This is a genomic window from Fulvivirga imtechensis AK7, from assembly GCF_000331535.1.
In the GTDB taxonomy this organism is placed as follows: Bacteria; Bacteroidota; Bacteroidia; order Cytophagales; family Cyclobacteriaceae; genus Fulvivirga; species Fulvivirga imtechensis.
Genome location: NZ_AMZN01000069.1, coordinates 38,471 through 54,428, shown reverse-complemented (window position 1 = coordinate 54,428; position 15,958 = coordinate 38,471). Strand labels below are relative to the sequence as shown.

Sequence of the window (15,958 nt, the reverse complement as noted above, 5' to 3'; positions counted from 1 at the left end):
TAATATTTACGTTTTGATTTCGAAGAAGTTCTATAAATCGCTAGTAGCTTTTCTATGCGCTTTTGTGATTTGCTCAGAGTATGCTCAATCCAGAGATACTAAAAAAATAAGCTTAAAGGCACTCAATAGTGTTCACCTAAACGCTAGTTTTTTTCAGCAAGATACTACTCAGCAGGATACTGCTAAGAATGCATCATATCAGCCATCCAGAAAGCCTACGTATCAGCCGAAAGACCGGTTTGGCGATCCTTTTAGTAATGTTACGAGTCCTTCGCCATTATTGTTACAGGATCCGGCCAGTTTACAGCTAGGCGTAGAAATAGATACCGGCATGAACTATACCATCTATGAAAAAATAGGTGATATTAACTACCGGCCTACTTCATCCATGACCTTCGAGGAATTCAAAAGATACCAGGAGAGACAACAGCTTAAAGATTATTGGAAAAACAGGTCTGCAGGCCTTGATGGAGAAAGCGCTGTAAGCGGAAGAAATCTTATTCCTCCCATTTATGTGAGCCCCATTTTCGACAGGATATTTGGCGGCACTTATGTAGAGATCATCCCGCGTGGATTCGTAACCCTGGATTTCGGAGGACGCTGGCAAAGGATCAATAACCCTAACATACCCATTCGCCAGCAGCGAAATGGGGGGTTCGAATTCGACCAGCAGATCAGCATGAACGTAGTGGGTAAGATTGGTGAAAAACTGAGGGTCACCGCCAATTTTGACAATAACAATTCTTTCGACTTTGAGAATAACCTAAAAGTAGAATACACCGGTTTTGAAGAAGATATATTGCAAAAGCTTGAGATCGGCAATGTTAGCCTGCCCCTTAACAATAGCTTAATAACAGGCGCCCAAAACCTATTTGGAATAAAAGCTCAAATGCAGTTTGGCGATCTTTTTGTTACGACCGTGGCATCAACGCAAAGAGGCAAATCGGAATCCATTACGATTGATGCCGGTGGAGTACAAGGGCGGGAATTTGCCCTGGAAGCTTCCAATTATGATGAAAACCGGCATTTCTTCCTTGGGCACTTTTTCAGGGACAACTTTGAGAAGTGGCTGGCCGGAATACCGTTTATCACCTCCGGGGTGAATATAACCCGTGTGGAGGTATATGTGGTAAACAGAAATAACGATACTCAAACATTGAGAAATGTGGTAGGTTTGATGGACATGGCTGAACCCAATGCTGCCAACATATATCGCAACAATCTTATAGCGGCCGCAGCCGGGGCCACTGCGAATGATAATAACGCCAATGACCTCTTTACAACACACCTGAATTCGATCAACCGCAGTGCGGAGGAAATAAATAACGCACTCCAACAGAAAGGTTTTGAAAATGGATTGGATTTCGAAAAAATAACCAGTGCCAGAAAGCTGGCTGCCAATGAATTTATTGTTAATACAAAACTTGGGTATATCTCATTATTCAGGAAATTACAAAATGATGAAGCTCTGGCTGTAGCCTACGAGTATACCTATAACGGACAACGCTACAAGGTAGGCGAGCTTGCAGAAGACTATACTAAACTGAGCGAAGAAAAAGTCATATTTTTAAAACTGCTCAGACCCAGAAAAATAAACATCACCGACCAGCAGGGCAACCCGGTACCTACCTGGGATCTGATGATGAAAAATATTTACAACCTGAACGGAACCAATATCGCTCAGGAAGGCTTTCAACTACGCATAATCTACCGTGATGACCTTACCGGTATTGACAACCCACAGTTGCAGGAAGGCGCCACAGCCAGCACCAAGCCGCTTATTGAAATAATGGGCCTTGACAGGCTAAACCAAAATAACGATCCTCAGAGGGATGGGAATTTTGACTTTGTAGAAGGAATAACCATAGAGCCGGGTACAGGTCTCATTATGTTTCCCTACCTGCAACCTTTTTCAGACCCGCTGAGACGAGAGTTTCGGGGAGACCCCAGAGAACAGGCGCTTATTGACAAGTATGTATACAGCGAGCTTTATAATAAAACTAAAAATGATGCCGAGCTTGTTTCCAATAAAAACAAATTTGTGATCATTGGGCGGTTTCAGGCTGGTTCTACAAGCGAGATTGTTATTCCGGGGTTCAACATTGCCGAAGGTTCTGTTCGGGTGTATGCTGGCGGGTCGCCATTGCAGGAGGGCGTTGATTACCAGGTAGATTATACCTTTGGAAAGGTAAATATCATTAATGAGGGCGTTTTGAACTCGGGTAAGCAGCTTACTATCTCCTACGAAAAGGCCGATCTGTTCAATTTTCAATCCAGGACCCTTTTAGGCACCCGTCTGGACTATAAGGTGGATGATGATATTACAGTGGGGGCCACGCTGCTACACCTGAATGAAAGACCGCTGATATCAAGGGTGAGTGTCGGCAATGAACCCACCCGAAATACCAAATACGGATTTGACGTGAATATCAGAAAGGATTCGCGCTTTTTGACCAAAATGCTCGACAAGCTTCCGTTTATCCAAACAAAAGAGCCCTCGAGTATTACCTTTAATGCAGAATTTGCGCAATTAATACCTGGTACTTCAAATGAGGTAGATGGAGAAGGCACATCCTACATAGACGATTTTGAAAGTACAGCCACCCCGTTTTCTCTGTCTAATCCCAATAGCTGGAAACTCGCTTCCACACCCAAAACTCCTGATAATCGCTTCAATGGCCAAAGCCGGGGAATTGACTACGGCTACAGACGCGCCAAAATAGCCTGGTATCAGATAGACAACCTTTTCTATCGCGATGACCGCAGAAAACCCAGTAATATTTCCGATGAAGAGCTGAAAAACCATTATGTAAGACAAGTCGAACCACAGGAGATATTTCCCCACCTGGATAAGAATGTAATTAATATCCAGCCAATGTTCGATATCGCTTACTATCCGGGAGAAAGGGGGCAATACAACCTGAACCCCTCTGTAGCCACTACCGATGGTATTTTCACCAGCCCTGCTGAGCGCAGAGCCAACTGGGGAGGTATTACTACAGCTATACGATCTGAGGTCGATTTTGACAAATCCAATGTAGAATACATCGAATTCTGGTTAATGGACCCATTCATTAATACTGCCAATGGTGTGATCAAGGACGGACGGGGCAATAACAACCCTAATACTGAGGGTGGAGACCTTTATTTCAACTTAGGTAGCATCTCGGAAGACTTAATTCCTGATAGTCAGCACGCTTTTGAGAATGGGTTACCTGCCAACGGTTTTGATGTAAGCAATCCTCAAGGTGTAAAACCCACCGACCCGTGGGGTTTTGTTACCACACAGCAGTACCTGACAAATGCCTTTGATAATTCGGAAAATTCAAGATCCAACCAGGATGTAGGGCTTGATGGGATGAGTAGCGAACAAGAACGGGTTTATGGTCCGTTTCAGGCTTTTGCCAACTTCGAGGATCCCGCTGGTGACGATTTCCAGTATTTTCTTAGTAACGATCTGGATGCAAGAAATGCCGGTATACTGGAACGATATAAAAACTTCAACGGCCTGGAAAATAATTCGCCTGTGGTTACTAATAACACCGGCCTGTTTACACCCTCCGCTACCACAATCCCGGATAATGAGGACCTAAACAATGACAATACCTTAAATGAACTTGAAGAATATTACGAATACAGGATCAGGCTAAAGCCTAATGAGCTTGAAAACCACAAATACATAGTAGACAAACATGTAGACAGTAGTAATAAAACAAAAGAGCCAGTAACCTGGTACCTTTTCCGCATACCTATCCGGCAGCCCGACAACACTGTTGGTAATATATCAGGGTTTAAGTCTATTAAATACTTAAGAACATACCTTACCAATTTCAGCGAACCGGTGGTATTACGTATGGCCAATTTTCGTTTTGTAGCCAGCAGATGGAGACGCTATACCAATTCATTGAGAGATGCTCAGTTTAGTGAGATCCCTGAGGCTGAAGACTTCACTAACCTTACCGTTTCCGTAGTAAATATTGAAGAAAATGGCTCCGGAGATGAAACTTCTTCTCCATATGTACTTCCTCCCGGCTTTAACAGAGACCGGGATAATACATCTTCTGTAGAAAGAAGGCTGAACGAGCAGTCGTTGCAAGTATGCGTAGAAGACCTGGAAGATGCCAATGCAAGGGCTGTAACCAAACAGGTAGCTTACGACCTGATCAACTACGGCAGGATCAAAATGTTCTTGCATGCTGACAGTCAGGACGCTGAAGATGGTGAAGTAACTGCATTCCTCAGGCTGGGTACAGATGTAGATTCTAACTACTACGAAATTGAGGTACCATTAAAGATCACTGCCAAAGGAGCTATGATGGCAGAAGACATTTGGCCTAAGGAAAATGAAATCGATCTGGATGTTGATGAACTGTATGCATTAAAATCCGAGCGCGATCGTTTAAATATTTCAAAAAGAGAGCTTTTCCCCCAGGAGGGGCACAAGCAGGTTGGGAACAATAGGATAAGACTGCGCGGCAACCCGGATATGAGCGCCATCATCTGGCTTACTATTGGTGTTCGAAACCCACGATCCCCGGACGGTGCGGCTAAATCGGTCTGTATTTGGGCCAATGAGTTGCGTGTTACTGATTTTGACCGCACGAAAGGATGGGCTGCCAATGCCACTCTGAATGCAAAGTTGGCTGATTTTGCTAATGTGACAGCCACTGCCCGCCATACAACTTTTGGATTTGGTGGTATTCAATCTAAAATAGCTGAAAGAACGCGGGAGGAAACCACTTCTTATGATATTTCCGCTAACGTTACTTTAGACAAGTTACTACCTGACGCACTTGGTTTGAAAATACCCATGTATGTGAGCTATGAAAAAACTACCATTAAACCCAAGTTTGATCCGGCTAACCCGGATATAACAGTTGATGCTTCACTCCTCTCATTCGAAACAGAAGAGCAAAGGCGAGAGTATGAACAAATCGTCACGGATGAGACTACCCGAAGAAGTATAAACTTCACTAATGTGAGGAAAGTGAAAGTCAATCCAGAAGCCAAGAAACATATCTATGATATTGAAAACTTCTCTTTCACCTATGCATATAGTGAAATGGTCCGGACGAACTTCAATCTGCAGCAGATGCTACAGCAAAACTACAACGCTGCAGTAGCCTGGAACTATAGCCCCATGGTGCAGCCATGGGAGCCTTTCAAAAATGTCCGGTTTTTAAATTCACCATTCCTGAAACTGATAAAAGATTTTAATCTAACACCAGTCCCGACCAATTTGTCTGTTAGAGGAGACCTAAGACGGGAATTCAGGAAAACGGTATACAGGAACAGGATGGAAGTATACAACAATGACCTGGTCAACTATGAGAAATATTTCACTTTCAACCGGTCTTACAACGTGCAGTGGGATATTACCAGAAGCCTGTCCCTGGATTATAATGCCAGAACAAATGCAATAATAGACGAACCAGAGGGAGACATAGACTCGGATGTTAAAAGAGATTCAATCTGGACAAATCTGAAGAACCTGGGGCGTATGAAAAATTTTGATCAAAATGTCAGCGCCAATTACAGGCTGCCATTGGATAAATTACCTGTTACAGATTGGGTAAGCGCTGATTACAGATATCAGGCAGGATACGCCTGGACTGCCGGCCCTATTAACCGGCCAGACAGTCTTGACTTTGGCAATACCATTCAAAACAGTAGGGATAATACAGTGAGTGGAAAGATCGATCTGATAAAACTTTATAACAAAGTAAAAATCCTGAAAGAGATCAACTCCCCGCCCCGTACCACCAGAAGAAGCTCTCTGAGACCAACTACAACTCAGGATACAACACAGGTCAAGAAAGCAGAAAACAAAGGGTTGAAAGGGTTTTTAAAGTTCCTTATGTCGGTACAGTCCATCAATGCCACCTATACCTTAAGAGAAGGAACATTGCTGCCTGGCTTCAAGCCACGTGCATTTCTCTTTGGCATGGACAGCAGCTTCAATGCTCCAGGGCTTCCTTTCATTCTCGGTTCCCAGGATCCAAACATACGATATGAAATGATGAGAGACGGGTTGCTCACCACCAATAATGAGCTGACCGCACCCTTTACACAAACTAAAACGGTTGATTACAACGTTCGCGCTAACCTGGAGCCACTCAGAGACCTGAAGATACAGTTAGATGCGCGTAAAACAAAGAGCGCTTCCTACCAAGAAATATTCCGAAACACTGCTGATGATGGTGAAGACCCTGTTTTTGCCTCCCTGAATCCAAGCCGTTCAGGTGGTTATGCTGTCTCCTTCCTGGCCATCAAAACAGCATTTAAAAAAGATGACGACAATAACAACTCACCCGTATTCCAGGATTTTGAAGCTCATCGCCTGGAAATACTAAGCAGGTTCAACAGAGAAACAGGAATACAGTATGATACCAACTCACAAGATGTACTCATCCCGGCCTTTATTGCGGCCTATGCCGGAAAGGACCCGAATGAGGTGAACCTGAGCCCTTTCCCCTCCACACCATTGCCCAACTGGAGGGTCGACTATACAGGTTTGGGACGTATTCCCAAACTTCAGGAAAAGTTCCAGTCGATAAGTATCACACATGGATATCAGTCTAACTACTCCGTGACCAACTACACCAATTCCCTGCAATATAATGATGGACTGGAGCTGGAGAATCGCATAGAAGATTACAACGATTCCAGATTTGGTGTACAAAACGGAGAAAATGTACCACTTTACATTATCAGCCAGGTGATGATCTCAGAGCAATTCTCACCTTTGGTAGGTATTAACATCAGAACAAAAAGTCGTTTAACGGCGAGGGCCGAATACAAAACCAAACGTGATGTAGCGCTTAACATCACTAATGCCCAGGTTACTGAGCTCAGAAGTAATGACATTGTACTTGAAGTAGGCTTCACCAAGGCAAACTTCAAGCTCCCCTTTAAATCACAAGGGCGGGTAATCTCATTAAAAAATGATCTTACGTTCCGTCTTAATTTCACTATCCAGAATACAGAGACCATACAGCGGAAAATAGATGAAGTAAACACTGTGACAAACGGTAGCGTTAACCTTCAGCTAAGGCCAAACGTCAGCTACGTGTTGAATGAGAAGCTTAACCTTCAGTTTTATTTTGAAAGAAATATTAATGAACCTAAGGTATCCAATTCGTTCAGAAGAGCCACAACCCGTATGGGTATCCAGATCAGATTTAGTTTGGCACAATAATATTTTCGCATTAGGAAAAAGAATGTATTTTTGAATCAAAAATTAACCAAAAAACATAATGAACATACCTCAATCATTGAAATACACCAAAGATCACGAATGGATCAAAGTTGATGGAGACATTGCTACAGTAGGAATCACAGATTTTGCTCAGGGAGAACTTGGCGATATCGTTTATGTTGAAATCGAAACAGAAGGAGAAGACATTGAACAAGGCGAAGTATTTGGTACTGTGGAAGCAGTAAAAACAGTTTCTGACCTGTTCATGCCCGTAAGCGGTACTGTGGAAGAAGTGAATACCGACCTCGAGGGTTCTCCTGAACTTGTAAACGAAGATCCTTATGAGAAAGGTTGGATGATAAAGATCAGGATGTCAGACCAAAGCCAACTGGATGAACTGTTGGATGCTGACGCTTATAAAGAGGTAATAGGCGCCTGATAATGCCCAATAAATATCTGATCGGGTCAATTCTGTGGGCCATAGTAATACTTGTACTTACGCTGACACCCGGTGAATCAGTACCCGATCTTACCCTTTTTTCATACGACAAACTAGGGCATGGGTTTGTCTTCTTTGTATTGGCCTTTCTCCTGATCAGCGGCCTGTATGAAAGCAGGAAAGACCATATCAAGCGAAACAGTATGCTTACCTTGGGTGTTATACTTTCAGCGCTGTATGGGTTTCTGATCGAACTGGCACAGGCCGTAATACCCGGCAGATCGATGGAAATGTATGATGCTCTGGCAAATATAGCCGGATCTTTTTTGGGACTGTGCTTGTTTTATATACGCAATAAATACAAAGCTTGATAGAAAATTAATTAAGTTTTGTATATTTGAAAACACGACTCATTCTAATTTTAAATAAAGAGTACATTAATAATGGAAGCTAAAAAGACAGAAAAAGCTGACCTGAATAAAAAATCAGGACTCCTTTTTAACATAGGTCTCCTTGTTAGCATGTGCCTCGTGGTACTGGCTTTCGAATGGAAGAATTATGATGAAGGAGATCTTGTTGACTTAGGTCAGGTACAGGACGATTTCGAAGACCTGTTGGAAATACCGCCAACGGAGCAACCACCTCCCCCTCCGCCAAAGATCCAGCAGCCGGAAATTATCGAGGTTCCTGATGAGGAAGAGATAGAAGAAGAAATTGAAGTAGACCTTGACGTAGAGATCACAGAGGAAAAAGTGATAGAAGATATTATTGTGGAAGAGGCTCCGGAAGAAGAAGTAGCCGAGGAAGTTTTCATGATTGTGGAAGACCCTGCGACACCTCCTGGTGGCTATGAAGCTTTCTACAAATATGTGGCTGACAAACTAAAGTATCCTGCCCAGGCCAGACGTATGGGTATTGAGGGTAAAGTATATGTACAGTTTGTTGTAGATAAAGACGGAACTCTTACAGAAGTACAAGCCGTTAAAGGTATTGGTGCAGGTTGTGACGAGGAGGCTGTGCGTGTTATTCAAGGCGCGCCAAAATGGAGCCCTCCGAAGCAAAGAGGTAAACCTGTAAAGCAAAGAATTATTTTGCCAATTACCTTTAAACTAGGATAAATTAAGAGCCCGGAGTAAAAATCCGGGCTTCTTTTTGATTTAAACAACTAATTCATTAGTTTTATAACTAAATAATTAGTTATGGAGATAAAAAAACATTCCTCTGCAGATGTGCATAAAAAAGCAGGGCTCTTCTTTCAGATTGGACTGCTCGTGGCACTCGCTCTAACAGTTTGCGCTTTCGAATGGCGCAATTATGATACCGGTAACTTCGTTGACCTGGGACAGGTACAGGACGACTTCGAAGACCTGCTGGAAATACCACCCACTGAACAGCCACCTCCCCCACCTCCCAAGATCCAACAACCCGAGATCATAGAAGTGCCTGATGAAGAAGAGATTGAAGAAGAAATAGAAATAGACCTGGATGTGGAAATCACTGAGGAAAAGGTGATCGAAGACATCATCATAGAGGAGGCGCCTGAAGAAGAGGTGGCAGAGGAAATATTCCAAATTGTTGAAGAACCTGCAACTCCTAAAGGTGGATATGCAGCCTTCTATGAATATGTGGCCAAAAATTTACGTTATCCCCCACAGGCACGGAGAATGGGTATCGAAGGCAAAGTGTTTGTACAGTTTGTAGTCGATCGAGATGGTAAAGTCAAAGATATACAAATAGCACGAGGCATAGGCGCTGGCTGCGACGAAGAAGCTGTACGAATTCTGCAAAATGCACCGGATTGGAATCCGCCTAGGCAGAGAGGCGTTCCCGTAAGTCAAAGGATCATGATACGAATAGCTTTTCAGCTAAACTAAGCTATTTTACCTGGCACAAGTGTTCAGCGATAGCCTCACTTGTGCCTTGTATCAATTTCCAATCTTCAGCCTCACAGCTCTTTTACAGATAAAAACTGAAGATCCATGCCTTGTACTTTTTATCCTGGACGTGTTATTAAATAACTTGAGTTCGATATAAAATGCTTAAAAAAGGCAGTCATCCTATCCCGAAGGCTTTAAGGCTTTCGGGAGAAGGATCTTCCTATGTTGCTGGTAGTATCCTTGAACTTAGTAAGATTCTTCAGCCTCCCCGAAGGCAAGTTCGGGGACCTTAAAAGAGGGTTTTAGGTTATTTTTGGATACGAATACAATTTAATCGGTTCTACTATATCGAACTTACGTTAAATTAACATATACCTTAAAAGCAGAGTCATCCAGAAGTGGAAGGGACCCCTCACCCAAAACTCGGTGGAAAACGGGGATTAAACAATGTGAGTGATAGAATTTACATGTCCCATTAAAATTCCTACGGCCATTGCTAAAGGATTTGGCTGTCAGCGGAATGTCATTTCTCAAGGCCGTTCAGGGGCCGTTCAGGTAGCTATGTCATTATACACAAAATCAACTAAAGGTTGTGGGTTGCCTCCCAGGGAATTAGCTCGGGACATGCAGGATAACGTCATTTCCCAATCGTTTCAACTCAAACCCACGTTATTAAACATATGCACAAGTGTTCAGCTATAGTGTCACTTATGCCTTCTACACGGTTGTGTTCCTCGCAACAGTCCTAGATTCAAAGTCACTCAGGGGTACAGAATACCCGATCGACCATTAGGACATAACCAACTTATTAACTTGATAAGAGTTCCCTATAAGATTCGCTATAAAAATTATCGAATAGCATCAGGCTCTCCGGAGTTCCTTGCGAAACCACTGTTCCATTCTCTAAAATATAGATGTGGTCCGCTATGGAGGCAGTTTTTATTCGGTGTGTAACCAAGAGTATGGCCATTTCTTCCTTAAAGGAAAGTAACATTTCTAAAATAAAGTTCTCAGTGCGTCTATCCATAGCAGAGGTACCTTCATCTATTAGTAAAATATCCGGTTTTCTAAAAAGTGCACGAGCAAGACCAACAAGTTGTCTCTGTCCTCCTGATATATTGGCACCTTCTTCTCCAAGTAAAGTCATATAGCCTTGTGGAAATTTGGAAAAAAATTGATCAAATCCATTTTCTTGGCACCATATGGGAACATGTTCCAGAATTTTCGGATCTTCTGATAAGGCAATATTGAATAGTAAATAATTGTTGAAGATCTTAATCTCCTGAGATACTACCGCTATCTGCTTTCTATATGAATCCAGCTGTATTGTGTTTATTTTCTTGCCATTTGCCTGAATTTGTCCAGATACAGGTTCATAAAAACGCTGAATGAGTTGTAGAATGGTACTCTTCCCCACTCCACTTTCACCTAACAGCATAGTAATCCTTCCTTGTTCAATTTTCAAACTTATGTCTTTTAGTAATGGAAGTGATCCGGGAAAGTTGAAAGACAAGTTTTTTATTTCCATGGGTACGATACTGTTAGCAGGTTCACCGTCATTCATTTCCTTTTCAACCATTGTAAACTCTTCCATTCGCTTAAAAGCTACTTTCGCTTCCTGAAACTGTATATTGAAGGCCGCTAGCTTCGCTAACGAAGGTCCAATGGAACTGGACAGTGACAAAACAGCCATCATTACCCCTAGCATAAGATGATCTGCAATCACTAAATAGGCAGAAAATGACATTACAGCGAGCATCAATAACACTCCCGCAAGCTCGGTTCTAAGGTTAAATTTAATTTGGATCTTCCCAAGTTTGAAGATACTATCCTGAAAAATCCTATAAATTAAGCTGGTAGCCCCATGGAATAGTTCAGTTGTTGCTGTTGCTTTTATTTCAGAAATGCCGCTTATTACATCTATATAGTTACCTTCATTTAAAGCATGCTTAATCATCACATCTTTTTGGGCAGTAATGATGGGTTTATTTAAATTCCTAAGAATAACTATATAGATGGGTAAAAGAGAAAAAACAAGAATACCAACCTGCCAGGAATAAAAAAATACCCCGGCTAATGACGCCATCGCTACTAAGCCCTCAATTATAATATTCCCAGCAAGATTGCTAACTACCAATTGAATCCTTCGAGCATCATTCATGCGAGCAATCATCTCTCCAATTTTTTTTGAATCAAAAAACGGTTTGGGAAGGCACAGCAACGACTTAAAGAAATAACCGATCATTCGGTTATTAAAATCCCTACTTTGTGTGATTAAGAAAGTTGAGCGCACAAAATTTAAAGCCGCCTTGGCCAAAAGAATAAACCCAAATAAAACTATTCCAACGAGCAACTTCATAACTTCTTTTGTGGGCAGGATTACATCAATCAATTTTTGAATAAAAATAGAGGTGGCAAGAGAGAAAATAGCAATTAACACTCCTAAAAATAGAGAAGTCATTAGAATATTAATATCCTCTTTTATCCACGCAACTAACTGGGGAAATCTCCAACGCCTTTTTCGTACTTTTTTAAAATCTTGGTTTGGCACAAGCTTTAGCAGAGACTTGCTCAGCCAAACTTCCCGTAGTTGTTCAGGGCTCCACAAGCTAATGCCCTTTCTGGGATCACCAATGATCATTTTATCATCAACAAACCCATAAAATACTATGTAATGAAGTAAACGATTTTCAAGTGTGACATGTAGGATAGCCGGCTGATCAAGTTCACTAAGATTAGTTATCCCTTCAGCTTCCAATCCTATCACATCGAAACCTAATTGCCTCGCCCCTTGATAAAGTCCTAATAGTTTTGTTCCTTTTTGACTGGTTCCTGTTACTCTTCTAATCTCATCCAAAGATCGATTTCCGCCATGAAATTGTATAATAGAAGCAAGACAAGCTGGCCCACAATCCGATTGACCGTGCTGTAGAATAAACTTTTTGTTAAGCTTGGATAGGTTCATTACCGTTATAAAAGATCTAAAATAGTCTCGATTTTTACTTCTCCCTTGAAATGTTGGATCAGCTTACCTTTTTTATAAATAAGTGTTTGAGGGACACTACCCTCAAATGCAGAAATCACTTTTTCAGGGGAGGATTTAAGATAGAAATTGGATAGGTTATACCTACTTAAAAAAGCAAGAGCTTCATTTTCTGGTTCATAGGAAATTAGAAACAATTGATACTTTTTTAATTCACCAATGTTTTTACTGACCTCCTTGATTTCCTCTTGGCAGTGCTCGCATTCGCTATTAAAAAAGATAAGAATGGTTGTAGGGGTGATATCAGTATCAGCCTGATTGATTTGATTTAACATCAATGAGAGGTCACCTTGTTTTTTTTCGATCGCCGCCTTTTTGTTGAGTCTTCGAATTCCCTTAAACCCTACCCATCCAATAGTCAACAATAACAAAAAAGCTAAAGTAAGAATTGCCTTCTTTTTCATCTAGGCGGCCAGGTTCATACTTAAAAAAGTAATAAATACAATCCAAGTTATAAGTGCCGAGCCATAAACTGGAATAGTAAAGGTTAAAGCTGCATTATAATTAGTGCTTAAAACCTGCTTGATTCCAATCGCCAAGAAAATTATATAAGCCACCTGAAATAAACTAAGCGCTTGTAATGGAAAAATAAGCCAATTTTCCACCTCTGATACGCTAAAAAAATTCAATAATGAAAGCGGCTGAAAATATTGTATATCAACAAGTGTGTAACTTGTATCGATAAAATGAAACCATATAAGGGTAATTAAAGAAGGAATCAACCAGACGAATTCAGCTTTTATTACCACCCTTAAAATCTCTCTAAAGCTAATTTTATGACCAAAAAATATTGTCCAGCTAAGTATCCAAATACCAATGAGAAGGATTTTGACGAAGTAAAATACAGGAAGAACCATGTAGTTTATCCAGGACAGACGGGCCTTGTAATCAATTAGTTCTTCTATTTTACTCAAGCTCAGCTGATTGTAAAAACCATTAACTAAAACCTCATCCGTAAGTATAATTTTGTCCAATAAAACACCAAGTATAATTGACGATAAAATAAGGAGCCCAAACAGGTAAAAGGTATTCAACTTCATATATAATTGATATTTAATAGTTTCGGATTTTAATTATGAATAGTGTTATGGCCATTGCGGTGAATGGAAGAGCTGCTAGTAAATTAATCTGAATAAACACAATCAAGTAAATGGCAACCATGATGGGTAAATACAACATGCTATCCCTAATAGAAAATGAAAAAATATGTAGAAAATGAGCAAACATTGCATTATTAAACAGTACAATAGACATTAAACTAATATCTTGGAAGATGTGCGACCCAGGGTCAGCCAATAGAAGTAACATTAGATATATCATAAATGGGATTACGGTATTGAGGAGTAGGTAAAAAGGAACCACGTTCTTATTAAGATAAATAACTCTTATATACGGTATAACCTTAACATAACCTTCATTCATCATTAGAGATGGAAATAATTGAATTAAAGCAACAACTCCGAGAATAATATTTGCATTGGATTCAGACATATCACTGGCAACAGCAGCTATCAATATGGAGGTAATTTCTATGTACCGGAGAATGAAAAATTGAAACAAAAAATTTGCAACAACTCTCCGGATGTAATCACCAAGTATCTTATATATGTACAGATATGCCTTCAAGGTACCTAAATACTTACTGTTCTATTAAAACTCTCCCGGATTCAATACCTAATACTCTGGAAAGCGGTAGGTTGTCCCTGACGGGAGAGGAATAAATTATAAGTCGTTTATCGTTTTCTATAAATTGTCTAAGTAAACACTGTGCTTCATCATCTACATTTTCAAAAGGTTCATCCCACATAATTATTTGAGGATTTCCTATCAAGCTCCCAGCCAAACCCACCTTCTTTTTCATACCAGTCGATAAATCTCGGATAAATTTCTTAGGCCACTCCTGATTAAACATTTTGCTAATACCCTCTACTGCGAACTTAATCTGAGAATCATCCAAGCCTTTTATTTTCCCGATCAACTCGAAGTATTCCATTGGTTCGTAAAATGGAATTAAAAATTCCTCTCCAAGATATGCCGCAATAACTTTTGATAAGTTTAATTCATTTGTGTATACACCATTAATTTTGATCTTTCTATAGCTGGTTTTCACCAACCCGACTATCCCCTTTAGAAACATACTCTTGCCACTTCCATTCGGTGCAGTTATCAGAAAAGTATCACCTACATCAAAATTTAAATCATGACAATGTAGATGAAATTTTTTCACACTAATGTCTAATTTTTCAATATAAATATTCATAAAAATACCTATGTTTATTCTGCTTTAATTTGTAATAACCTATCCTCCCAAAATTTAACTATCCGGGAAAACCGGCTGATGACAATTATTGTAAAAACAATTGATAGGCAAGAAATTAATTCTGGACCAACAGAAAAATTTGACCACAAGTATTGAAACATAGCAGGAAATGCAATAGTCAATACCAGTAAGGGAAACCCATAAAACTTATGAATTACCAAACCCTTTTTGCTGTTGAACAAATCAACATAGATGGTCAGAAGTGGAAAAACAATAAGAAACAATAAGTTTGGTATGATAAAATACAAAATAATAATGTTAAAGATGCTATAATCAACTATAAGCCAAGGAGTAAGTGATACAGCTTTTATTAAAATGAAAGAAAACACAAAATATGAAAGGTTTAAAAATATGTACATATAAATGATATTCTTCATTCTGATTTGAAATGCAACAAAATGGCGGAAGGAAGATTCCCATCCCAATCCATAGTACAGATGATTGTAGTAAAATTGAAATATATAGGAAAAGATGAGAAGTCTATGAAAATAAAGATTCAAAGTTTCTACCGTTTGTAAGAATATGAGCATGCCAACGACAATAAAGTAGACAATAAAGGAGGTGATGAAATAGAAGTAAAGCTTTGGATTTCTAAAAATCAATCGCTTATAGTAAGAAAGTAGAATAAAAATTTTCATACTGGGTAAAATATGTACTTAGATCTTTGAAATTCGCGGAGGAATCTGCCAAAAAGAGTTAAAGCAAAACGAATTTCCCTCCAATGGAGTAAGAAGTAATAACTTTCCTCGGCAGATCCTTACCTAATAAATGGGATTTAAGTTAAGTTTAGTAGTATTCACATACCGCAATAACAGCTCCTGTTGCTACCATACCGGCTACAAAACCGATTCCACCGGATACCGCTCCAAATGCATATCCAATTCCACTTGCCCAAAAGCCAAGAACAACTTGAGTTGCCACGCCACAGCCTCCGCCCTCAACATTCTCCATTTTTTCTAAAGATAATTCTTTCATTTTTTCGATTGATTTATATGTTATTGACATATTTAAACGAGCTATGTCATTTACTCGGATTTATGGCCATAAAATCACTTCAAGTATAGCCTCCGAATAAAGTCTT

10 protein-coding genes are annotated in these 15,958 nt (G+C 40.2%); 5 read left to right on the top strand and 5 right to left on the bottom strand.

Annotated features, from left to right (window positions below):
* The first annotated feature begins 13 nt into the window (after nucleotides 1-13).
* From sov to C900_RS19485, 5 genes are all read left to right on the top strand, one after another.
* Entirely contained in the window at nucleotides 14-7,198 is a 7,185-nt protein-coding gene (gene sov / locus C900_RS19505) for a T9SS outer membrane translocon Sov/SprA (protein WP_245558458.1), read from the top strand.
* A gap of 58 nt (nucleotides 7,199-7,256) precedes the next feature.
* Complete coding sequence (gcvH, locus tag C900_RS19500; RefSeq protein ID WP_009581899.1) at nucleotides 7,257-7,637, top strand: glycine cleavage system protein GcvH; 381 nt, start codon at nucleotides 7,257-7,259, stop codon at nucleotides 7,635-7,637.
* A gap of 2 nt (nucleotides 7,638-7,639) precedes the next feature.
* Nucleotides 7,640-8,008, top strand: a complete 369-nt coding sequence (locus C900_RS19495; RefSeq protein WP_009581898.1) for a VanZ family protein — start codon at nucleotides 7,640-7,642, stop codon at nucleotides 8,006-8,008.
* 72 nt (nucleotides 8,009-8,080) lie between these two features.
* Nucleotides 8,081-8,755, top strand: a complete 675-nt coding sequence (locus tag C900_RS19490; RefSeq protein WP_009581897.1) for an energy transducer TonB — start codon at nucleotides 8,081-8,083, stop codon at nucleotides 8,753-8,755.
* Nucleotides 8,756-8,836: 81 nt separating this feature from the next.
* Entirely contained in the window at nucleotides 8,837-9,511 is a 675-nt protein-coding gene (locus C900_RS19485; RefSeq protein ID WP_009581896.1) for an energy transducer TonB, read from the top strand.
* Nucleotides 9,512-10,322: 811 nt separating this feature from the next.
* Here the strand turns inward: C900_RS19485 and C900_RS19480 are convergent.
* The 5 genes from C900_RS19480 to C900_RS19450 all read right to left on the bottom strand — a co-directional run bounded on the left by C900_RS19480 (nucleotide 10,323) and on the right by C900_RS19450 (nucleotide 15,882).
* A complete protein-coding gene (locus C900_RS19480) occupies nucleotides 10,323-12,479 on the bottom strand; it encodes a peptidase domain-containing ABC transporter (protein WP_009581895.1) in 2,157 nt (718 codons plus the stop codon).
* A gap of 5 nt (nucleotides 12,480-12,484) precedes the next feature.
* Nucleotides 12,485-12,961 carry a peroxiredoxin family protein gene (locus tag C900_RS19475; RefSeq protein ID WP_009581894.1) on the bottom strand — a complete coding sequence of 159 codons (477 nt, stop codon included), beginning with the start codon at nucleotides 12,959-12,961 and terminating at the stop codon, nucleotides 12,485-12,487.
* On the bottom strand, nucleotides 12,962-13,597 hold the full coding sequence (locus C900_RS19470) for a hypothetical protein (RefSeq protein WP_009581893.1): 636 nt from the start codon (nucleotides 13,595-13,597) through the stop codon (nucleotides 12,962-12,964).
* 599 nt (nucleotides 13,598-14,196) lie between these two features.
* Nucleotides 14,197-14,817, bottom strand: a complete 621-nt coding sequence (locus tag C900_RS19460; protein WP_009581892.1) for an ATP-binding cassette domain-containing protein — start codon at nucleotides 14,815-14,817, stop codon at nucleotides 14,197-14,199.
* An 846-nt stretch (nucleotides 14,818-15,663) separates the two neighbouring features.
* Entirely contained in the window at nucleotides 15,664-15,882 is a 219-nt protein-coding gene (locus C900_RS19450; RefSeq protein WP_040497141.1) for a hypothetical protein, read from the bottom strand.
* Nucleotides 15,883-15,958: the final 76 nt, after the last annotated feature.